Here is a 22,731-nt window from a genome sequence, read left to right as displayed (position 1 = left end):
TATGCCAAGAGATCTGTGTTCAGGTATTTTGATTAAAAAAGTGGGGTTGGGCATCGCCTCACTCAAAAACGCGAAGTCTCGTTCCAGGGATGGAGAAGCCCACGCTCTAATCTCCGATTGAGCGTGGGAGTATGTCACTAAGACAAAAGTGAATTTAGCTAACTGCAAAAGCGGTTAATAAAAGACTGGTGACGAGGAGAACAGCCGCAGCCCCTTGCAGCGCGTAGCGTTGTTGCTGCTGTTCGTTGGGGTATTCCGCAGGATACATGGTGGGTTCGTTGGCGTAGTTGTTGAGTTGTCCGTCAGGGTTAATAGTGGTGTACATGGGGAAAGCCTCCTGGCTTGCTGTGTTGTTAACAAATATAACGGATTGTAAAGAATTGTTACTGTGACTTGACAAGGTGTAATCGGTGATATCCATCACACCGTAGATTGGATCGTTGGATCGTGGCTCAAAGCTAAGAGGAAATGGGACAATAGAGAAGGTCATCAATTGACACCACCAAACCCCTAACGGTTTACTAATTACTGTTTACTGATTACTGCTTACTGATATGAAACCGATTTTAATAAGTCTTAGCGTTGTGGTTGTCTGTTGCTTACTCCTCGTTATTTCTCTGTTATTCAACAGCAGTCCCCAACAAGAGGCCCGGGCAGACGAAACCCAACCCACCACTGAAGTCCCCGAACAACCCACTCGCCAAAAATCCCCTCTCCTAGCGAGTAAACCCGAAAAGCAAAGTGAAACTAGCGAGGAGAGTGAAGAGTCCCAAGAAGAAGTGATCACCACGGACTCTGGCTTACAATACGTGGAAATTAAAGAAGGGGTGGGGGCCTCTCCGGAACCGGGCCAGACGGTGGTGGTTCATTATACCGGGAAACTGGAAGATGGGAGTAAGTTTGATAGTTCGCGCGATCGCGGGCAACCCTTCTCCTTTAAAATCGGCGCAGGCCGCGTCATCAAAGGGTGGGAAGAAGGCATCGCCTCCATGAAAGTGGGGGGCCGTCGCAAACTGATCATCCCCCCTGAACTCGGTTACGGAGAACGAGGGGCCGGTGGTGTCATCCCCCCCAATGCCACTTTAATCTTTGATGTGGAACTCCTCCGCATCGCTGATTAAACCCTAATGAGGGTGAAGATTCCTCAATCCTCATCCTCTTTTTTTTATTCCCAAAAGTGAGATGCTAAAATTTAAATCCACTAAAAGAATGTATCTGCCTCCTTTACCCCGTTATGCCAGTTTAAGTCTGGTGGGATGGCGGATATTTGGTTCTCTGGTGCGATCTATTTTGGTTCGTACAGGAGAGAGTGAAGTCACAATACGACAAGCGATCGCAGAGTCAAAGGAGAGTCAATTGCTCAATACTGATTCAAACTAAATCCACTTTAATCGAACGTCCATGTTGTACCTAAATAACCTCGGCTACCATCCCCCCGCTAGTCCAACCCCGATTTTACAGGAAATTACCCTAGAACTCGCTCCCCAAGAAATGGGGTTAATTATTGGCCCCAGTGGGTCTGGGAAAACGACTCTCTTGGAAATTTTAGCCGGACTGGCCGAAGGGAATCGCGGTTCTGTGTCTTGGGGGTCTCAGGTGTTAGATTCCTATGAGTTACAGTATTTGGTGGGGTTAGTGTTTCAGTTCCCCGAACGGCATTTTTGTGGGGGGACAATTATTGAAGAATTACGTCTCGGCCACCCGGAAATTACTCTCGAACAAGTTCAGACGGCCTTGGAGGAGGTGGGGTTAGATCATCTGTCTCTCAGTACCTCACCTCAAGTCCTCAGTGGGGGACAACAACGGCGTTTAGCTTTGGCGGTGCAGTTAATTCGCCAACCGAATATTTTATTGTTAGATGAACCTACCGCCGGGTTAGATTGGTCGATGCGTCACCAGTTGGCGAAACTTTTGGCCCGTCTCAAGGACCATTGGACGTTGTTAATTGTCACTCACGATGCGGGGGAGTTGTTGGAAATGAGCGATCGCTGCTGGAGAATTGATCAAGGCCGTTTAACTGCCATTGCCCCTCATCTTGCCTATAGTAACGAGTAACCTGTCTAGTAACCCGTCTAATTACGCCTTGGGTTTCAACCCAAGGCTAATAGCTAAAACCCGTTAAAAACGGTTTGAGTGACCGATGAGATAAAAATTTAGCTGTTACTTAGTTAGGCTGGAAATAAGCCCTAAAGGGCTTACTACGAACCAATCAAGACGATCTGAAGGCTTAAAGTAAAACACTTTTAAACTGGGTTTCTTCAAGGGAGCAAAAAATACTCTAATCCCTGTTCCGGAGTTCCCTGTTCTCTCCTATCACATACCAATTTAAATGCACAACAGCTTACCTATCATCCCATTTATCTTAACGGCCCAGAGCGTAAAATACTCACCACCACCCATAACCCTAATAGGGTTGCTGCGGCAAATAACACATTACTTAAAATGGATAACTGAGAATTGGGCGCACCTGTTGTTACAATTGCTGCCCCCACAATTAAAGCACTGACAATTAAACTAAAAGAGAGTCGGTTGGCCGAGTCATCAATACTCTTGCGTAACCCATTAAAGTCCCTTACTTTTAAATTCCATTGTAAGGTTTCGGAACTTAAACGGTCTAATAAAACCTCAAATTGTCCCGGACTTTGTAAAGTTAAAGATTTTAAGTCTAAGGCTGTTCTTAACACCGTTTGTAGGGGGTTTGCACCGAATAACTGGTTAGATAATAAATCGGTCATTAACGGCTTAAATTCATCCAGTAAATTCACTTCTGGATAAAATCCCCTCGCTACTCCCTCTAAATTGGCTAAACTCTTAGCATAAAGCCCCATATTCCCCGGCATTTTTACCTTATTATTGCGGGCTACTTGTAGGACTTCGTAAAAGGCTTCACTAAAGTTAATTTGCGAGAGACTAATATTATAATACTTTCGCAACATTCGGTTATAATCAACCTCTAGTTTGGCAAGCTCTACAGGTTGACTCGATTCGGATAATTCAATGGTTAATTGAGAGCATCTTTTGGCATCAATGTCAACAATAGCTAACAACATTTCAATTAAGATTTGTTGCGTTCTGGGGTCGAGGCGGCCAATCATGCCACAATCAATTAAGGCCACGCGATCGCTCTTTAAATAAAAGATATTTCCAGGATGGGGATCAGCATGGAAAAACCCATCAATAAACATTTGCTGGAAAAAGGCACGAAATAACAAAGTTGCAATCTCTTGGCGACGCTTCTTTTCTCCCTCCTGACTACGGCCTCTAGGAGTTACCTCCGCTTCTAAAAGAGGAGTTCCATCTAGCCATTCCATGACCAAAATTCGCTTTGTTGTAAGTTGTTGATAAATGGCTGGAATGGCCAGTGTGTTGGCATCAAACCACTTACTTTTCGCTAAGTTTTGCCGTAACGTTTCGGTATGGTTAGCTTCTTTATTAAAATCTAATTCTGCTTGTAATGCCTTAGTAAACTCATCAGCTAAAGCAACCACATCATAATCTTTACCAAACTCAGTCCCCGATACTAATTCCGCAATTCCTTTAATTAAAGAAATATCTTGAGCGACAATGGTTTCAATCCCTGGCCGTTGCACTTTCATGGCCACTTCTTGCCCAGAAGTTAGGGTTGCTTTATAAATTTGTGCAATTGAACCTGCGGCGATAGGTTGAGTATTAATAGTGGCAAAAATTTGCTCTAGGGGTTGCGAAAATTCTTGACGTAAGACTAATTCTACCTCAGACCAAGGGACCGTCGGCACTTCTGCTTGTAATGCCGTTAATGCTTGAATATAGCGGGGGGGAAGTAAGTCAGGACGAGTGCTAAGAAGTTGCCCAAATTTTACATAAACTGGACCCAGTTCAATTAAAATATTACGCAACACTTCTGGAGTCGGGAGTTGCGGTTCATCCGCTTCCCTTCCCGTCAAGAGACCCCGCATATAGTCCCAACCATTCCCAAGGACAATTTCTAAGATTTCTCGTTGTCTAGAAGTATTTTGCGTCAGGGTTAGTACCATGTTTCAGTAACCAGTAAACAGTAATTCAGTGATCAGCATATTGGCAGTCAGAGGTCGGAATTGCTCCTGAAGGGCAAATAACCCATTATAAAAATCCGTTAAAATCAGGATTCTCTTGTAATTGTTTTAGCACTTTTTTAATGTCTTGGGTGCGGTTTTTATTAACGACTAGGGTGGCGTTGCCGTCTCGGACGATGACGACATCTTCTAAACCAATGGTGACGATGACTTCTTGCTCATTGCTATTGTAGATAATTGCGCCTTGGGTGTCTTGGCCGATGTGTTGGCCGAGTTCGACATTGGGGTTATCCCCTTGGAGGAGACGAGCGATCGCATTCCAATCCCCCAGATCATCCCAACCAAAATTCCCAGGCATCACATAGGCCAACTGAGTTTTCTCCATTAGCGCGTAGTCAATACTCTTTTTCTCTAACTCCCCATAGGCCGCCTTACCTTTCTCCTGTAACGGTTTTAACACTTGGGGCGCGTGTTTCGCCAACTCCCCTAACACCACCCCGGCCCGAAAAATAAACATCCCACTATTCCAACTAAACCGGCCCGTCTCAATAAACTCTTGTGCCGTTGCTGCGTCGGGTTTCTCCGTAAAACGACTCACCCGATAGGCCGATAAGCCCGAAAACTGGCCCACTGCCTCCCCTTGTTCAATATAACCGTATCCTGTGGCCGCATAGGCGGGTTGAATACCTAAAGTTGCGATCGCATCCCGTTCCCTCGCCAACCTCGCCGCACCCTGTAACGTCTTAAAATACGCCTCCTGATCCCCAATCCAGTGGTCCGCCGGGAAAAAGCCCAAAATCGCCTCCTCCCCTTCCCGTTTAGCCACCTCTAACGTCGCCCAAGTCACCGCCGGGGCCGTATCTCTGCCTTGGGGTTCAACCAAAATATTCTCCTCCGGCAACTCCGGCAACTGCTCCCGGACCCCATCAGCAATTAACTCCGCCGTAATCACCCATAGCTTATCCCATCCCCCAGCCACCGCCAATAACCGTTCTGCGGTCGCCTGTAACAGACTTTGGCCACTACCATCAAGGGATAAAAACTGTTTCGGTCGTTGTCTGCGACTCAACGGCCAAAACCGTTCTCCCTTTCCCCCCGCTAAAATTACCGGAATTAACGCTTCAGTCATATTTTCCCCTTTTCTCATCTCTCCACCAATCCTATCCTGTGTTGAGGGTAGAGAGAACGGTTCAGCAAAAAGAAGTTTTCAAAGGTTAGGGGGTGAACCCAAAAACCTCTCTCAAAAATTGTCAGCATTCAGCTATCAGTGGTCAGCCATCCGCTTAAAACGCTTACCTTGGGAATTTGAACCGTTTTCCCTATACTACAGAAAACCGTACCCAGGGGAATAAAGCCCACCACAGCAGCGTCCCACCCCTGAAAAATGTGGGTCTTGCGCGGCTATTGTATAATCCACCATGAGTCTTACTGAAAGTCCAACGCATTTTCGTCCGTCTTGGGGATTCTTGGCTGATTGAGATGTTGATAGCTTGAAGTAAGCTCTATAACGAAGATTTGATTTGGTGTTGAGGTGAAGGTGAAACAAAGCATTGATGTTCACGCAAACAAAAACCGGGGTCGTCGGCCAAAAGCGCAAGACTCAACCCCCTCGTCTTCTCTTAATCAAAAGTCCCCGGTGACAAAAAAACAGTCGTCTCCCCCATCATCAACCGCTAAAGCCAAACCCTCACTTTCTTGGGGACGGCGGATGGTCTGGAGTTCCACCTTTGTCGTAGCGGCCACTTTATCCGCCACCGTCGGGGCCACTGTCGCTTTGGTGAGTCCCTTACCGTCCATTCCGGGGTTTCTTGTCACGGAAAATGAAGTGGCGACGGCCACCGAGTCCAAGGGGTCCACAACTTCAGACGCTCAACCCCTCAACGAAAATACAGAAATTCCCTCCCTGTTGGAGTATCAAATTGAGCGACCTGTCAATATTTTAGTGATGGGGATTGATCAAGTCCCAGAGACTGAACCGGGGACGGAAGAAGCGTTTAATGGCAATACTGACACTATTATTTTGCTGCGCTTTGACCCCAATGACCAATCCCTGCGAATGCTTTCTATCCCCAGAGATACCCAAGTGATGATTCCAGGGGTGGGGATGGCTAAAATTAATTCCGCCAACTGGCGTGGTGGGGCGGAAACGGCGGTTAATGTGGTGAGTAATACGTTGAATGATGTCCCCATTGACCGTTATGTTCGTGTGACCAATAATGCTTTTCGGGAGTTAGTGGATTTACTGGGGGGGATTGAGGTGTTTGTCCCCCAAGATATGGCCTACGAGGATAAAACCCAAGGGTTAAAGATTGATTTAGAGAAGGGGTTACAGACTTTAAATGGGGATGAGGCTGAACAATTTACCCGTTTTCGGATGGATGAATATGGGGATATTGGCCGGGTTCAACGTCAGCAAATTTTACTCAAGGCATTACGGGAAAAGGTGAGTCGGCCTTCGGTGTTGCCTCGTGTCCCCAAGGCAGTGCAGATGATGTTGCAATATGTGGACACTAATCTGAGTCTCGAAGAAATGCTGGCCTTGGTGAATTTCGGCATGAATTTAGAGCGAGATGACATTCAGATGGTGTTATTGCCAGGACATTTTAGTGATCCCGAACAGTTTGAGGGGAAAAGTTATTGGTTGATGTCTCGTCGAGGCCGCGATCGCGTGGTTAGCGAGTTATTTGAACATGAAGGCCATTATGTCCCCGTGGATAACCGATCCCTGAACCGGGTTCGCATTGCTTTACAAAATGCCACCCCAGAGGAAGATTTCCTCAAAACCGTTAGTCAAGACTTACGGGAGAAAGAGTTTCGCAATCTGTATGTGAGTCAATCTGAAGCCCCTCGCGTGTTACAGACCACCGAAATTATTGTACAGCAGGGGGATATGGATGCCGCCGAAGCCATTCGAGAGGCGTTAGGATTTGGTAAAATTGTGGCGGATTCGACCGGGGATTTAGGCTCAGAAATTACTATCCGTGTTGGGAAAGATTGGTTGAGTCGCCAACCCCAGGAACAGCAGTCAGAGGAGAAAGCAGAGTAAATCATGGAATTCCACCGAGGAGTTAAGGTCTGGTTACGCCGTTTCGCTATGGTGGTTTTAGTCTTGTTTTTAGCGTGGGTGTGGGTGTTTTTGGATGCCCGCCCCGCCTATGGACAAGAAAAGACGGTAAATTATGCCCAGACGGATTTACAAGATCGGGATTTTTCCGGCTTGGATTTACAGGGATCGGTGTTTGCGGGGGCCGATGTCCGACGGGCTAATTTTCACGGGGCCAATATGCGAGGATCGATTTTAACGAAGGCGGTTTTTTTACAAGCGGATTTAAGTGGGGTGGATTTAACGGAGACGTTTGGCGATCGCGTGTATTTTGATGAGGCGAATTTAGAAAATGCTATTTTAGTAGATGCGATTCTCAGTGGGAGTCGTTTTTTTGATGCGACGATTACCGGGGCAGATTTTACAAGGGCAATTATTGACCGTTATCAAGTTAAGTTAATGTGTGACCGGGCCAAAGGGGTCAATCCGGTGACTGGGGTGGAAACTAGAGTCAGTTTAGGGTGTGAATAGTAATTGATAATTGATAATTGATAATTGATAATTGATAGTTGATCAGTGATAGTTGAACCACTTACCCGTTCCCTGTTCCCTTTTTCACTTAAAGTTCGCTAACCTGTTCTAAAGACAATCCCGTCATTGCTGCGACTTGTTCGGGAGTCATTCCAGTTTGGAGGAGTTGGGTGGCGCAGTTTTGTAGATTTGCGATCGCATCCTCTGCCCGATTTCGTTCCTCCTCTGCCCGATTTCGTTCCTCCTCTGCCCGATTTCGTTCCTCCTCTGCCCGATTTCGTTCCTCCTCTGCCCGGCCTCGTTCCCATTCTACCTGTTCTTGGGGTAACAGGAATAAATCCCCCTCCAACGTCGCCCACCGTAACCAAGTAGTGTCAGCATCTCGATAACGACCTTGCCACCGTACTAAACTTAATCCTAACGTCTGAGACACCATACGGTCTCCCTCCCGTTCAATGGGTTGATACTCCCCATTTTGTAGCGTAAACCCCTCCCAGTCCTCCGGGTTAAAGGGATCAAACCAGTAATATTCCGGGACTCGTAACTGATCTTGATAAATGCGCTTTTTCTCCGTTTTATCAACCGTTGCGGTACTACTCGACAGCAATTCAATAATGACATCCGGGCCTTTTCCTTCCTCCCACACTACCCAACTTAGTCTCTCTCCCTTGGGTACACCTAACACCGCAAAAAAATCTGGCCCTTTAAAATCCTGATTGCGGACTTGTTCCAAACTGAAATACACAAACATATTTCCCCCCGCATATCCATCCTCTCGCTGTTCTATCCAAGGGTAAAGGCTATGAATTAACATCGTCATCTGGTCTTGATGTCGTTGAGTTTCCATCGGTTCTCCATCATCGCAGGGCAGTTCCCATTGGGTGGGAGGAAGGGGTATATTAAGCTCAGAGAGGGGAGTTTGGGTCATAATCAGTAAACAGTAATCAGTAAGCAGTAAGCAGTAAGCAGTAATCAGTAATCAGTAAAGTAAAACACTTTTAAACGTAGATAATTCTATTTTGCCACAAACAGAAAAAGTGGGGGTAATTTTTTCTTATTCTGGTAACTCTAGGGGAATTTGTCCCATATTTCCCTTACGAAAATCATTGAGGAGTAAAACTGCGACTCGTTCTTTATCATTTTTATAGCGATCGCAAGCTAATTGTTCCACAAAATTCTCCCCCGTCCCCGTCATCGGATCAAGACCATAACGGGATTTTAATATCTCTCCATACCCCAAATCTACCAATAAATCTACTAAAATCGCCGCCACCCGTTGATTATCATAGGCCGCTTCCCCAATATCTTCACAAATAGCTAATTTAACCGCATCATCTTGGTTTTCTAATTTCCAAGGAATCACTCCTGGTGCGTCCAATAGTTCAATTTGATCCGAAATTCGCACCCATTGTAATTGTCGTGTCACCCCTGCACGTCTCGCACTTTTTACCGCTTTTCGTCCCACCAAACGATTAATTAAAGCCGATTTTCCCACATTAGGAAACCCTATGACCACTGCACGCACTGGCCGAGACCGCATCCCTCGCTTTTTGCGTCTTTCATTCACCCCTTCCCCTGCTTTTTGTGCTGCTTTGAGGATTGCTTTTACTCCTTTTCCTTGTTTTGCATTGGTTAAATAAAACTGTTCTCCCTGTTGTTTAAAATGCGCTTTCCACTCCGAATGTAAGGAAGGGGGAATCATATCCATACGATTAAACACCAAAATTCGCGGTTTTTCTCCCACCCATTGGGGAACATCGGGATGTTGAGAGGCTAAAGGGACTCTCGCATCTAAAACTTCTAACACCACATCAACCCGTTTGAGTTGATCTTGTAGTTGTTTTTCCGCTTTGGCAATATGACCAGGATACCATTGAATGGGAGGAGAAGAAATCATTTTTTTTACTGTTTATTGTTTAGGGTTTATTGGATTGACTTAAAATTTTTTGCAATGCTAATTTTGCTATCGGTTAGTTACATGAAAGGGGACTCTACCGACCCGATCATCTTTTGCCCGTCATCTTTTGTCTGTCAATGGGTGAACTATTAACATTACGACTAAAAATTTATATAATTGGTAATTATATCATTTGGTAGCTTTCAACGTATAGAAGAATACCAGTATATTTTACGACATAACTGAGTCAGGGTGTCTCTTAATCTAGAATCAGCAAAATAAAGACAATTATGGGCTTGTTCTCCCGTTTCTTTTCTTTGATCAACCCCGTTGAAAACTTATGTCTTCTCGCTTTTCCCTTCGTTGGGTTCTCGTTGTTCCTTTTTTAGTGCAAATTTCCATGGCTGTGGGTTTGACTGGATATCTCTCCATTCGCAATGGAGAACGAGGCATCCGGGACTTAGCCACCCAACTGCGGGCTGAGGTGACAGCCCGGGCCAGTGAACGCTTACAAACTTTGATGGATGAACCCCATCAAGCAAATCAAATTACCGCAGGACGGCTACAAATTAACCAGTTTCCGTTAGGAAATCGTCGTCAGATCGAAGAACATTTTTGGCAGTTAATCCAAGCCTTTGAGGTGGTCAATTATCTGTATATGGCGACTCCTGCGGGGGAATTTATTGGCGCGAGACGGTTGGCGGATGGGGAGTTGGCCATTGATTTAACGACTGCCTCCTATGGGGCCACAGAGGAGGGGAAACGAGGGGAATTATTGGGAGAATGGGGGGAGTATGATCCCCGGACTCGTCCTTGGTATCAGGCGGCTGTGGCGGAGGAGGGGCCGATTTGGAGTGAAATCTATGCTGATTATACTACGCGATCGCTGGCGATTACGGCGGCTCAACCCGTCTATAACCAGCAAGATCAGCTAATTGCGGTGTTGGGGAGTGATTTCTTTTTTCAGGAAATTAATCAATTTCTCAATCAGTTAGAAATTAGTGAGAATGGGGAAATTTTCTTGTTAGATCAAGACGGGTTTCTCGTCAGTACCTCTACCCTCGATCAAGTCGTCCAGAGGCAAGGAGAGGACGTGAAACGCCTCCAAGCTAGCGAAAGTGAAAGTCCCCTCTTACAGGCGACGGTAGCCCATTTACAAGCAGAATTTAGCACCTGGGAGGAGATTCAGCAAAGCTATACACTCGATTTCCAGAATCAGCGCGATCGCTATTTTCTGCAAATTACCCCCTTTCAAGACCAACGGGGCCTAGACTTACTCTTAGTCGTGGTTGTCCCCGAACAAGACTTTCTCGGCCAAATTCGACAAAATACCCGCACCACTATTATTCTCTGTCTCATTGCCTTACTGGTTGCCGGGGCTTTAGGATGGTTTACCTCCCGTTGGTTAGCCCGTCCCATTGGGCAATTGAGTCAAAAAGCTGAGGCCATTGCTAACGGAAACTTAGACCAACAAGCAGCCCCCTCTCCTATCGAAGAATTGGGCATTTTAGCGCGATCGTTTAACAGTATGGCCACCCAACTGCAAACCTCCTTTAATGCCCTAGAACGCACCAACAGCGAACTCGAACAGCGTGTCCAAGAACGCACCCACGAACTGGCCGCAGCGAAAGAACAGGCCGATCAGGCTAACCAAGCCAAAAGTGAATTTCTTGCTAACATGAGTCATGAACTGAGAACCCCCCTCAATGGCATTCTCGGTTATGCCCAAATCCTCCAACAAGCCAAAGATTTAAACCCATATCGTCAAGGGGTGGACATTATCCAACAATCCGGGTCTCATCTCCTCACCTTAATTAATGATGTCCTTGATCTGGCCAAAATTGAAGCCCGCAAACTCGAACTCTATCCTCAACCCTTCCATCTCCCCTCTCATCTCAGTGGAATTGCCGAAATCTTGCGAGTCCGGGCTGAAAGTAAAGAGATTCATCTCGATTATCAGCCTGATCCGAATCTTCCCTCCGCCATTATTGCCGATGAAAAACGCCTCCGCCAAGTGTTAATGAATCTCCTCAGTAATGCGGTGAAATTCACCGACACCGGGCAAGTTACTTTCACTGTCACCTGTCTCACCCCCTCCCCTATGGCTGACAATTCCCCCCAACCCAGCACAACTCTCCGCTTTGAGATACAAGATACTGGGGTGGGGATGAGTGAGGAACAAGTGGCGCAAATTTTTCAACCCTTTGAACAAGTAGGAGAAACCCATCGACGGGCTGAGGGGACAGGGTTAGGGTTAGCGATTAGTCGGCAAATTGTTGAGTTAATGGGGAGTTTTATTCAAGTGCAGAGTACCCCCGGCCAAGGGAGTACCTTTTGGTTTGATCTCGAATTCCCCATTACTACCGATTGGGTGACAGGAGTCACCCAGATTCAAGACCATGCAATTGTGGGGTATGAAGGGGAAAGTCGCAAAATTTTGATTGTGGATGATAAGCAGGTGAATCGGGAGTTATTGCTAGAAGTCTTGCAAGGGTTAGGGTTTCACTGTGCAGAAGCGGAGAATGGAGAGGAGGGGTTAGCGGTGGCCCAAGTCTTTCACCCGGATTTAATGATTACGGATTTGGTGATGCCGACGCTAGATGGTTTTGAATTGACTCGTCGTTTGCGACAGTTGCCGGAGTTTCGGGAGATGACGATTATTGCGTCGAGTGCGTCGGTATTAGGGGAGGATCAGGTGTTGAGTTTAGAGGCCGGGTGTAATGATTTTCTCCCGAAACCTGTGGACTTGAAGCAATTATTGAAAATGCTACAAAAATCTTTGCAGTTGCAATGGGTGTATGAGGAGGAGGAAAGGGAGGTTGAGGAGGAGGAAACTGTGTGGGTTGTGCCTCCTCCTGACCAATTAACTCGGATGTATGAAGCGGCGAAAATTGGCGATATTGACGGGATAGAGACGGAAGCGCGTCGTCTGAGCCGTGAGTATCGTCAGTTTTGCGATCGCATCCTAGAGTTAACCAGTGAATTTGATGACGCGGCCATTCTACAACTTTTACAAGAAGCCGGGGCTTGACCTACTTACCGTCCTATAAGGACGGTGATTCTTCGGTCTTCACAGATTCCGAAATTACTGATTCAGCGACACCACTTACTGATTCAAGTTTCCCTGAATCAACAGAGATGGAAGTCTCCCCAGTCGTTTCCCATGCACGAGGCAGTTCCCCAATGCCCTTGGGTACTGTTCAACTCAAACACGGCCTGACTGGCCAACAACTCAAAACACTATAGCATAAATTCTTAGAGCGTGAATTCAACGGGTGAAAGTCGCCCTAGAAGGTGACTGAGCTTGTCGAAGTCAGGGCGAGGCTTTAGACCCACATTTTTTTGGGAATCTCGCCCCAACCCCCCCAAAATAAGCCATAGGGACGTTTCAATGAACATCCCTAGGAAATCACTGCAAAAGAGCAACTGAACCGTTATTGATACCAACCTATGGGTTGTTTGATCTCCGGTTCATCCACTTGTGACAAAGACTCACCCGGTTTATTAACAATTTGAACGGTAGTTGCGTAGAGTCCTTGTTCTCCCGCTTCCGCAAAGAATTGTACACCTGTCCCTAAATCGAGTCGAGCAAAGTCATTGTGTAACACACTATTGCGGTGGAAATAAATTTCTTGACCTTCAAAGGTTTTGAGAAATCCATACCCCTCATCCGGGAATAGTTGGGACACCACCGCCGCCATTTGTTGGTTAGGATGGCTTTTCACCTGATTGTGTTGTCGTTCATTGAGTTCCACCAATTGACGACGGGCCGCGTCAAACGCTCGACGAATGGCAGTATCGACGGGTTCATACTGCGTCCCTTCGTGGGGGTTTTCGGTGGCCGCTATTTCGTGGCCGGGGGGGACGGTGAGATCAACGCGAACCCGATAGGGAGACCCTCGTTTGGGGTGTTTATGGGTTTTCTCAATGGCAACGTGACAACTGCTGATATGGTCACAGACTCGTTCTAATTTACCGACTTTTTCTTGGACTAAGGCATCGAGTGCGTCGGTTTTCGGGACATCTCGATAGGAAATGTTTAACGGGACTTGCATAAATGAATGTTGGGTGAATTCGACTCTTTCCGATTAAGCGTGAACCGTTTGTGGCCAGAGTTCTGCCATGGCAGGAGGGAGCATATGGGTGACATCCACGCGCAGTCCTTGAAATGCCCGGTGTTTATCATCCCACCGCAATTCCTGGGCTACTTCGTTAATCCAATCGTTGGTTTTATGGATGGTGGTATCGAATACGGGTAATCCTGTCGCAGACATACGATTAACCTCCTAGAAAACGTACTTTATCCGGTGCTGAATGAGGCGTAGGGTCAGCATCTCAGCAACCTTAATTCTAAATTAACGAAGGGAAACCAGCCCCCCTTTATACCAAAGTATAGAAATTAAGGGGGAGTTCAGGGGAGGGATTTCTGTAAATCGATGGATGACGGGGTTGTTTGTGGTTGATTTTTCAATTATCTATGATTCATTGTTCATTATCCATTACCCATTACCCATTCCCTAAATATAGAAAAATTCCTGAATACATTCTTCTCCTAACGTTAAAGTTACCTTAAACCGTTGGCTCAGTTGACTGGTAAAATGGAGTCGGAGGGCTGTATGGCGTTTGGCGATCGCACTCCCCAACACCACCCCTTCTTCATCACACACCGTCACCTTAAACCCTTCAGAAAGACTCATATGGGTCCCCATCGGATACACTTCCACCTCAATCTCAAAACTGTTTTTTTCAATCGGATCAATGCCCACACAGAGAATAATTTCTGTATTCGACCGTTCACACCTTAAATACTTCCCCCGTTTTACCCCAGTTTTTCGCCTCGGAAGGGCAAATTTTTGTTGATGGGGTGACAACACATTTGTTACATCTTCCCATCCCGCTTCAATCTCCTCATCGAACCAATTTCCCAATAGCACTAAATTGGCATCATGTAAATAGTAAATCAAATGTTTCGCAGGTTGAAACTGCATTAAACTAATTTCTTCTTTATCCACATAAGGCAAAAACCCTAAAACATAGCCTTCAGTTAAATCAGAATTCAATTGAACCGCCACATAACCTCGTCGTGTCCCCCAAACCTCTGGCGGAAATTTACACTGTTTAGCCCCCGGTAAAACCGGACGACATTCTAAACTCCCCCAATTCTTAATCGGTAAGTCCGCCACATCCGCCAAAGTTTGCATAATAGGATTCCAGCTTTCTGCTTCTGTCAATTCAGTCTCAATCCCTAACTGATTCAGATAACAATTAACCCCATATACAGCTAACGTATTTAAATAAACTTGTTGTGCCTTTTGAGGATTATGTTGTAACCCATAAAAATCTTGGGCTAGCTGATGCGCTTTCAAGGGAATAGAAAGATGAAAATGCTCGGGCGACCGAAACTCAATTAAATTTGTGATTAAACCCGTAATCAGCATATTTTTTGGGCAAATAAATTAACATAAACAATCCCGTAAGGTTCGAGAAAATTTTTGGAGAGAGCGATAATAAAAACTACTCAAGGTGGAAACGGGAACATGAACACAGTCCGAAATTTCTTGCCAAGAATATCCCGCTAGGCGTTTCGTGGCAATGACTTGAAAGTGAATCTTTGGATCGTCCAAAACATAGGCTTTTTGAAAAAAGCCATTGGGGTCTTCTTGGATCAGTCGGAGAACCTCTTGTGAGAGCAAAGGCGAAGTTTGTGACTTCGGGTCAGCCACTTCACCCCGTTCCAACTCGTATAGAGAAATGCGTGTCACCTTTTTCGTGTCGATTCCTTTCGGAAGACTGTGCCAAATTTCTCGTGAGGCCGCGATAAAAAACCGTCTCCTCATCAAAAAATTAATCCACTGTAAGACCTGCCGTTGAGAATCGTATTTCTCTATGTTTTCACAAACATAAGCAAATAGCTTCTGTTGTGCCTCCGCGTAAATCTCGTCATACAAGGACGAAAAGGCAAAGGTATAAGGACGACAAATTCTACCTGATTTTAATAATAACTTAATTAAATCAGAAAGAGCCTTTTGCCGTTCTAAAGTCCTAGGGAGGTGCTTTTGTGCTTCCTCTGCTAGATATTTGAGCTTTTCATCCAAGTCGTCCATATACTCTGTTCTCTTGCAATTAAGCGGTACTCCCTTCTGTAGAGTTCTTTAGACAATCAATTGATTTTTATGCAAGATGTAACAATTTTTTACAAAACATCAGGGAGTTTCGCTTAACCGCACCACAGACCGGACAACCCAGAGAACTGGCTCTCATTGATTCTCAGAGACCATCAGAAGTTCCCAAGCAGATGAACGATGGGTTCTGATGTTTGACCCTCACATCAATCTCTCCAGCCTTGACTCAGCACAAAAATGAGGGGAAACATCCCCTCACATAGCACTCAGAAAAAAACGGGCAATTTTCTGCAAACTGTTACAAAACTTTACCTGTTCTCTGATAACGTCGGTTTCATCAAAGCGGCCACCTGTTCCGATGAGAAGTTCTGGAAGGCATTCCAGGCAGCATCAAGGAGATGCTGAGGTTGAAATTCATCCTTGATCAATTCCCAGAGACGTTGGACTTCTTCGGTATGCAGACGGTCATTTTCCGTTAAAGCCAACAGCAGTTGATTGCGGAGGTATAATCCTTCTGGGGAAAAGAGATACTGGAGTCCCATTTGCGCAGTGGGGAGTAAATCTAGCTGGCCATCAGTTTGGGCAATGGAAATCATGTTCTCTAACCGTTGCCATTGGAATTGGCCATCCTTAAACAACACCTCCAGCAGTCGCCGCCGCATTTCCGGAGACTCGCCCTTCAGCAGTCGGCGGGCGACATAGGGATAAGCCACCTCCACAATTTTAAAATCGGGATTTAAACTTAACGCTAACCCCTCCTGTGTCACCAAAGAGCGAATAATTAAAGAAAACTTGGCCGGAATGCGGAAAGGGTAATCATACATTAAGCCAGAGAATTCATCGGTAATGGTTTTAAAATTAAAATCGCCGACACTTTCCCCCATGGCATTCCCTAACACTTGTTCTAAGGCCGGGATAATGGGTTCTATATGCGTATCCGGGGTTAAAAACCCTAATTGATAGAAATCCTCCGCCAAAGCGTAATAATCTTGATTAATTAAATGAACTACCGAGGAGGCAATGGTTTCTTTGACTGACTCCTCCAATTGATCCATCATGCCAAAGTCAATATAGGCCATGCGGCCATCGGGCATGGCAAATAAATTGCCGGGGTGGGGATCAGCGTGAAAAAAACCAAATTCTAATAATTGACGTAACCCGGCATTAACTCCATGACGAACGACTTCATCCGAGTCAATGCCAACGGCCTTAATTTTCTCTGTATCGGTGAGTTTTAAACCGTGAATCCACTCTAGGGTTAAAACCCGATGACTGGTATATCGCCAATAGATTGCCGGGACTTTTACCGTGGTATCGTCACGGAAATTTGTGGCAAACTTTTCCCCATTCCGCGCTTCGTTTAAATAATCAATTTCTTCAAACAGTTTTGTCCCAAACTCATCCACCACTAGGGTTAAGTCATGACCCAGATTTAATGGTAGCCAAGGGGCGAAGACACTGGCCGCCCAGCGCATAATATAGAGATCGAGGGTGATTTTCGGGAGTAGGCCCGGTCGTTGAATTTTGACCGCTACTTCTTCCCCCGAATATAAAACGGCCCGATACACTTGGCCTAAACTGGCGGCTGCGATCGGGTTAGGGGTGATTTCTTGATAAATTTCTTCAGGGGTGCGCCCTAAATCCGCTTCTAAAATAGCAAAGGCAGTTCCATTATCGAAGGGAGGGAGTTGGTCTTGGAGTTTAACCAGTTCTTCGAGGAAGTCTTTCCGAAGCAGATCGGGACGAGTTGAGAGGGCCTGGCCCACTTTGATGGAGGTTGGGCCTAAACGGGTGAGGAGTTGACGGAGTTCCGTTGCCCGTTTATATTTATTTTTCTCGGTGGCCTTGCGCCAATGGTCGAAAAGGAGACGTAGGACAAAACGACCTATAAACCAGAAAACATAAATTGTCCGCCAAAGGACTAACCAGGGTCGAACTCGATAGTATTGCGCGATCGCATCCGGATCGTATTCCCGAAAATAACTTCGTTCGGGGCTTTCCTCTTGAGACACCAATTGCTGTTTACTCACTAACCTTTTCAGCCTCTTAATGGATTTTGAGAGTATTCTTTACTTTCTAGTATACAAAAATACAAATTTTTGACTCTTGTCAATGATCCCCAAGGGGGAGATATGGGGATGGGGAGATGGGGAAGATGGGGGAGATAGAGGAGATGGGGGAGATAGAGGAGATGGGGGAGATAGAGGAGATAGAGGAGATGGGGAAAACAAAAATATATATTATTCCCGATTCCCGATTCCCGATTCCCGATTCCCGATTCCCTGTTCCCTTTTTCACAAAGAACCAACAACAAACAACAAACAACAAACCCAAATAAAACCTTCATTTTTCGGGTGAAAGTGCTATGGTGACAGAAAATAGAGATAATGGTTGTCTAAAATCCGTTTAGTTTTATTCGTAACCTGCGCCCTCAAGGGGAAAATTGCTCAACTGTTCAGAGATAGGGAAGTGACCTTATGCTGGTTTGTCCTGAATGCCGATTTGAAAATCCACTGGAAAACAAATTCTGCCAACGATGCGGAACATCGTTAACAAGTAAAGATTGTGACGTTTGTGGGGCAACGGTGAGTCTCAATGCAGAAACTTGCCCCGAATGTGGCGCACCGACAGCAGATATTTTTTTAGCCCTTATTTTTCCCAAGCAGGAAACCTCACCGTTACTAGATCGGCTCTATGCTTCCCCGAAGGCTTCCCCGAAGGCTTCCTCAAAAACTGCTCCCACCACTGCCCAAACCACCCAATTACAAGGAGAGTCCCTAGAAGAAGTGGTCGGCACAACCCCAGAGGAGCAAGAGACGCAAGAGACGCAAGAGACGCAAGAGACGCAAGAGACGCAAGAGCAACAAGCCTCCTCCCCTAGCTTAGACCCTCAAGACCGCTACCGGGTGCTGTATGAATTTCTCCCTCCTGCCCGTGTTCCTTTATCCTATCCCCTCGAAGTGCGGGTTTGGGATACACAACCCCTCCATAAGTTCCATCTCGAACAGTTGATCGCCCAACCGGACATCGATCGCAATTTATTAGAAGAATTACCCCAACGCTCTCCAGAGTCAAATATTGAGTTTTGGCAAAACTTAGGCTTCGATCAAGTCTCCATTCCCTATTTAGTGCTGCAAGAGTCCCTTTATCCCACTATTCCGGCTCTCTACGACACCTGGACCACGGACACCGAAACCATTATTCTCCTCGAAGATCGCTGTGATTGGGATTTACTCTCAGACCTCTGGGAAGATAGTGATATTCCCCCCATTCAACTCCTCTACTGGCTTAATGAAATGACCAAACTCTGGGAAGCCTTGGCCACGGTGGGATGTTGCCAAAGTTTGCTCACGGAAGACAATTTGCGGGTGGATGAAGACCAAGCCCTTTGTCTGAAAAAATTATTATTAGATGATGCAGAAAAGCCACCCTCTTTGGCAGAATTGGGACATCTCTGGAAAATACTGTTTAGTAAATCCGGGCGCACCGTTTATGGACCGATGGGGAAACTGCTCACGGAGTTGACTGACGGAGTATTAGAGACCATAGAAGACGTGCGAGCGAGTCTTCAGGAAATCGCCCAAGACGAGGATATGCCCTATCCGGATGATGGGGATGAAGACCCCACCCAACCCCAACCCCAACCCCAACCCCTCCCCGAAACCACCTCGGAAGACCCGGACAAAATGGTCTATCGCACCATGAGCGAAGACCAACCTACGGTCGTCTTACCCATGCAGTTACTCAACCTCCAAGATGCGGGAATGACCGATATCGGCAGTCAACGGGATCATAATGAGGATCATTATGGCATTGAAACCCAATTGACCAAACGAGAAAACGCCCTAGAAAAAACCCTCCGCGCTCGTGGGCTGTATATTGTCTGTGATGGGATGGGGGGTCATGCGGCAGGAGAAGTGGCCAGTGCCATGGCCGTAGAAACGCTCCAGCAATATTTTAAAACCCATTGGACCGACCCCGAACAACTCCCCGATGAGGCCACCATTAGCGAAGCCATTTGGATGACCAATGAAAAACTCTATCAAGTGAATTTAGATAATGCTCGCTCTGGAAGTGGGCGTATGGGGACCACTTTGGTGATGGTGTTGTTACAAGATACCAATATTGCAGTGGCCCACGTTGGCGATAGTCGCATTTATCGCGTCACCCGTAAAAGTGGTTTAGAACAACTGACCATCGACCATGAAGTGGGACAACGGGAAATTATGCGCGGAGTTGTCCCCGATGATGCCTATGCTCGTCCCGATGCCTACCAACTCACCCAAGCATTAGGGCCACGGGACAATGATTTTGTCAAGCCCGATGTACAATATTTTGAACTCAATGAAGACACGCTTTTATTGTTGTGTTCTGATGGCTTATCCGACGGCAATTTAGTCGAAAACCACTATGAAAAATACCTCACCCCGCTTTTGAGTTCCCGTGCCAATTTAGAACAGGGTCTGGTGGAGTTAATTGATTTTGCGAACGAATACAACGGCCACGACAATATTACAGGTGTTGTCGCCCGCATCAAAATGCGTCCCAATACGGATCAGTTGTATTAAATAATTTTGTTTTTGGTTGTTTGTTTTTTGTTGGCCTAGAAACCGGGTTTCTTATACCTAGTTTGGTCTAACCAGAAAATTTTCTACAGAAACCCGGTTTCTCACTATTCTGATTATCCACCACCAATCCCCCATGCTGACCATCTCCCGACTTGATCCCCAGTCGAAACACCCTCAACAAGAGTGGCAGTTTAGCCAAGAAACGCGGGTGAGAATTGGCCGCGCACCGGAGAATGAAGTGGTGTTGGCCGATGCGTTGGAGGTGTCTCGACATCACTTAGACCTTTATCAAGAAACCCCCTCTCGGTGGCGTTTAGTGAGTCATGGGGCCAATGGGACGTTTTTAGGGGGAAATCGAGTTACACAGGTGAATCTTGAAAATAACGCCATTGTAGAACTCGCTCAAGGGGGTCCCCAACTCCAGTTCGTGATCACTGTCCCCCAAAGTTCTACTTGTTCCCATGCCAATAATCCCCCCAATAATTTATTTTGTATTCACTGTGGTGAACCCCTTGTGGAAACGGTGGAGTTTGTCCGGCAATACCAAATTTTGCGAACCCTGGGGAGAGGGGGAATGGGGACTACTTATTTGGCCTGGGATAAGCAGGGGACGGTGACGGGAAAGCCGATGTTACTGGTTCTCAAGGAAATGAATGCGGATGTGGCGAAAATTGCCAAGGCCCAGGAGTTATTTGAACGAGAAGCGAGAATTCTACAGTCTTTAGACCATCCCGGAATTCCCCAATATTATGATTTTTTTATTGAACGGGGGAAGAAATATTTGGCGATGGAGTTAATTCATGGGACGAATTTAGAGCAACGCATCTATGAAAAGGGGACTGTTCCTCCGAAACAGGCCATCGAATGGATGCTACAAACTTGTGATATTTTGGGCTATTTACACTATTTATCTACACCGTTGGTTCATCGGGATGTGAAACCTGCTAATTTGTTGGTGCGTCATGTGGATAACCAGGTGATTTTGCTGGATTTTGGGGCAGTGAAGGAAATTGGGACTCCTCTGGGGACGCGCATTGGGGCGGAAGGATACAGCGCACCGGAACAAGACCGCGGCCAACCTTGTCCACAGTCGGATTTATACGCGATCGCGCCAACCCTCGTCTTTCTACTCACAGGCCATTCTCCTCTACAATATTACAAACGCAAGGATAATGTCTTCCGTCTCGATGTGAGTGCAATTCCAACTATTCCTCCCCAACTCGGTCAAGTTATCGAAAAAGCCTCTGAACCCAAGCTCAAAGACCGTTATCAAACCATGCCAGAATTAGCAGCAGCGTTGGCCAACTGCCTCTAAAAGGGTAAAGAGGGGCAAGGGGCAGGGGTAAACCCGTCAACGACAATAACGCAGAGATGGGGAGAATTAACCAAGGATAAGAAAATGGGTTTGATATTGAGAATTACAGGTGATCCTAACGGGGATCAATGTAACGAGTGAGGAAAGTAGATCAGACCTGCAAAGGATTTATTCGTCCTCCTCATCCCATGCCTCAACTACTAAGAGGTCTTGCACTGGGTCTTGCATGGAAAAACCAAAGTCTTTTAATTCTTCTTTCCAGTAAGGCCATTCATCTTCGTAGAGGAACGCAATTTTCCAAATATTATCGCTCGGTTTGAGAATCTTAGATTCGACTAAAGAGGCGACTTTACGTTGTAATTTCACCATCGGGTGAGCAACTTGTTGAGTTAATTGTTGAGTCATAACTATCTTATTCCGTTGGTAACTTGTACGGTTTTTGATCAGTGTTTTTGATCAGTGTTTTTAAGAAGTGAGAGGCTAGTTTAAACCATCTAGCATATCTCTCGATTGAGTGGGAATGGGGGTAAAATTAAGCGTCTTTTGCTGATTATGACACGCCTTTCTAAGTTCAGGCAAGGTTTTAACCCTTGTTTTAATCTGTTTCTCATTGAACCTACTTCACTTAACTCATTCATGGGTTTGTTCTGGAGTCCACTCGCGCTTTAGCCCAACTTTCCCTAATGGACAGAATAGAAAGGGATGAGTTATTTTAGCCAATGAAAACCGTGAATTACTTCTAGTTTCTCTCTATTTCTGCTTTTTGCCTAACTCGGTCATAAGGAGAGCATTTTAATTTAAAAGATAGGAGGTTTTAGATGAGCTTTAAAACCAAGCTATCTCATTCAATGCTGTCCAGTCGAGTGCGGTCAAGTTGCATCTCATGAGTTATGACGGTTCGGGCAAAAATTTCCAAGAAATAGAACAAATGGCTAATAGTTGGGTGCGGTAGTTGAGTTGGGTCGCTTAGTGCAACAGAGTTGGGAACATATTTTTATTTCAACAGATGCTCAGTCTGACATTTGTATTCAAAAACATTATTTAAAACAAGCGCAGCCTGGAACAAGTGTTGGTGTGAATAGGGTCTGTTTGACTATCTGTTTGACTAAGTGAGGAGGTTTTGCTGAGAACCACTCATTACCTTTATAGCGTGTCTGGGAGATTTTGACAAGCTAATTCAGTTTTTTTTTCAGCAGTAGATGGGGGAGATGGGGGAGATGGGGG

19 protein-coding genes are annotated in these 22,731 nt (G+C 45.9%); 8 read left to right on the top strand and 11 right to left on the bottom strand.

Translation table 11 applies throughout. From position 1 onward, the window contains the following. Positions 1-154: 154 nt before the first annotated feature. Positions 155-325 (bottom strand): photosystem II assembly protein Psb34, encoded by a 171-nt coding sequence (gene psb34 / locus PN462_RS20870; protein WP_272130773.1) that lies wholly within the window; start codon positions 323-325, stop codon positions 155-157. Between the two features lie 229 nt (positions 326-554). Between psb34 and PN462_RS20865 the strand changes: the two genes are divergently transcribed. The 3 genes from PN462_RS20865 to PN462_RS20855 all read left to right on the top strand — a co-directional run bounded on the left by PN462_RS20865 (position 555) and on the right by PN462_RS20855 (position 2,055). After that, positions 555-1,121 (top strand): FKBP-type peptidyl-prolyl cis-trans isomerase, encoded by a 567-nt coding sequence (locus tag PN462_RS20865; protein ID WP_272130772.1) that lies wholly within the window; start codon positions 555-557, stop codon positions 1,119-1,121. Positions 1,122-1,209: 88 nt separating this feature from the next. Beyond that, positions 1,210-1,380, top strand: a complete 171-nt coding sequence (locus PN462_RS20860) for a hypothetical protein (protein ID WP_272130771.1) — start codon at positions 1,210-1,212, stop codon at positions 1,378-1,380. Positions 1,381-1,401: 21 nt separating this feature from the next. Continuing rightward, complete coding sequence (locus PN462_RS20855; protein WP_272130770.1) at positions 1,402-2,055, top strand: ABC transporter ATP-binding protein; 654 nt, start codon at positions 1,402-1,404, stop codon at positions 2,053-2,055. Between the two features lie 302 nt (positions 2,056-2,357). Here the strand turns inward: PN462_RS20855 and PN462_RS20850 are convergent, their stop codons facing one another. Continuing rightward, complete coding sequence (locus tag PN462_RS20850; protein ID WP_272130769.1) at positions 2,358-4,013, bottom strand: ABC1 kinase family protein; 1,656 nt, start codon at positions 4,011-4,013, stop codon at positions 2,358-2,360. A gap of 85 nt (positions 4,014-4,098) precedes the next feature. Then, positions 4,099-5,160 (bottom strand): mannose-1-phosphate guanylyltransferase, encoded by a 1,062-nt coding sequence (locus PN462_RS20845; RefSeq protein ID WP_272130768.1) that lies wholly within the window; start codon positions 5,158-5,160, stop codon positions 4,099-4,101. 408 nt (positions 5,161-5,568) lie between these two features. On the opposite strand from PN462_RS20845, the gene PN462_RS20840 reads away from it, so the two are divergent. After that, entirely contained in the window at positions 5,569-7,077 is a 1,509-nt protein-coding gene (locus PN462_RS20840) for an LCP family protein (protein ID WP_272130767.1), read from the top strand. Between the two features lie 3 nt (positions 7,078-7,080). Then, positions 7,081-7,605 carry a pentapeptide repeat-containing protein gene (locus tag PN462_RS20835; RefSeq protein WP_272130766.1) on the top strand — a complete coding sequence of 175 codons (525 nt, stop codon included), beginning with the start codon at positions 7,081-7,083 and terminating at the stop codon, positions 7,603-7,605. 88 nt (positions 7,606-7,693) lie between these two features. On the opposite strand, the gene PN462_RS20830 is transcribed toward PN462_RS20835, so the two are convergent. Together PN462_RS20830 and ylqF are read right to left on the bottom strand one after the other, a co-directional pair. Continuing rightward, positions 7,694-8,533 carry a Uma2 family endonuclease gene (locus PN462_RS20830; RefSeq protein WP_272130765.1) on the bottom strand — a complete coding sequence of 280 codons (840 nt, stop codon included), beginning with the start codon at positions 8,531-8,533 and terminating at the stop codon, positions 7,694-7,696. Positions 8,534-8,659: 126 nt separating this feature from the next. After that, entirely contained in the window at positions 8,660-9,502 is an 843-nt protein-coding gene (gene ylqF, locus PN462_RS20825) for a ribosome biogenesis GTPase YlqF (RefSeq protein WP_272130764.1), read from the bottom strand. Positions 9,503-9,842: 340 nt separating this feature from the next. On the opposite strand from ylqF, the gene PN462_RS20820 reads away from it, so the two are divergent. Further along, a complete protein-coding gene (locus tag PN462_RS20820) occupies positions 9,843-12,533 on the top strand; it encodes a hybrid sensor histidine kinase/response regulator (RefSeq protein ID WP_272130763.1) in 2,691 nt (896 codons plus the stop codon). A 403-nt stretch (positions 12,534-12,936) separates the two neighbouring features. Here PN462_RS20820 and PN462_RS20815 read toward each other — a convergent pair whose 3' ends face one another. From PN462_RS20815 to PN462_RS20795, 5 genes are all read right to left on the bottom strand, one after another. Next, positions 12,937-13,557, bottom strand: a complete 621-nt coding sequence (locus PN462_RS20815; RefSeq protein ID WP_272130762.1) for an HPF/RaiA family ribosome-associated protein — start codon at positions 13,555-13,557, stop codon at positions 12,937-12,939. A gap of 33 nt (positions 13,558-13,590) precedes the next feature. Beyond that, the gene (locus PN462_RS20810) at positions 13,591-13,776 is read right to left on the bottom strand and encodes a hypothetical protein (RefSeq protein WP_272130761.1); all 186 of its coding nucleotides are present in this window, start codon (positions 13,774-13,776) and stop codon (positions 13,591-13,593) included. A 243-nt stretch (positions 13,777-14,019) separates the two neighbouring features. Then, positions 14,020-14,940 (bottom strand): DUF1822 family protein, encoded by a 921-nt coding sequence (locus tag PN462_RS20805; protein WP_272130760.1) that lies wholly within the window; start codon positions 14,938-14,940, stop codon positions 14,020-14,022. Positions 14,941-14,958: 18 nt separating this feature from the next. Then, positions 14,959-15,606, bottom strand: coding sequence for a hypothetical protein (locus PN462_RS20800; protein WP_272130759.1), 648 nt, complete (start codon positions 15,604-15,606; stop codon positions 14,959-14,961). 326 nt (positions 15,607-15,932) lie between these two features. Continuing rightward, complete coding sequence (locus PN462_RS20795) at positions 15,933-17,654, bottom strand: ABC1 kinase family protein (protein ID WP_272130758.1); 1,722 nt, start codon at positions 17,652-17,654, stop codon at positions 15,933-15,935. 447 nt (positions 17,655-18,101) lie between these two features. Between PN462_RS20795 and PN462_RS20790 the strand changes: the two genes are divergently transcribed. Together PN462_RS20790 and PN462_RS20785 are read left to right on the top strand one after the other, a co-directional pair. Continuing rightward, positions 18,102-20,192: a serine/threonine phosphatase gene (locus PN462_RS20790; protein WP_272130757.1), complete on the top strand. Its 2,091-nt coding sequence runs from the start codon at positions 18,102-18,104 to the stop codon at positions 20,190-20,192. 133 nt (positions 20,193-20,325) lie between these two features. Next, complete coding sequence (locus PN462_RS20785; RefSeq protein ID WP_272130756.1) at positions 20,326-21,507, top strand: protein kinase domain-containing protein; 1,182 nt, start codon at positions 20,326-20,328, stop codon at positions 21,505-21,507. 168 nt (positions 21,508-21,675) lie between these two features. Here PN462_RS20785 and PN462_RS20780 read toward each other — a convergent pair whose 3' ends face one another. Continuing rightward, complete coding sequence (locus PN462_RS20780) at positions 21,676-21,912, bottom strand: DUF4327 family protein (RefSeq protein ID WP_272130755.1); 237 nt, start codon at positions 21,910-21,912, stop codon at positions 21,676-21,678. Between the last annotated feature and the right edge of the window lie 819 nt (positions 21,913-22,731).

The sequence above is a fragment of the Spirulina sp. CS-785/01 genome (genome assembly GCF_028330525.1).
In the GTDB taxonomy this organism is placed as follows: Bacteria; Cyanobacteriota; Cyanobacteriia; order Cyanobacteriales; family Spirulinaceae; genus JAQMSD01.
The sequence above is the reverse complement of the archived record's forward strand: the minus strand, read 5'-3'. Positions and strand labels throughout refer to the sequence as shown.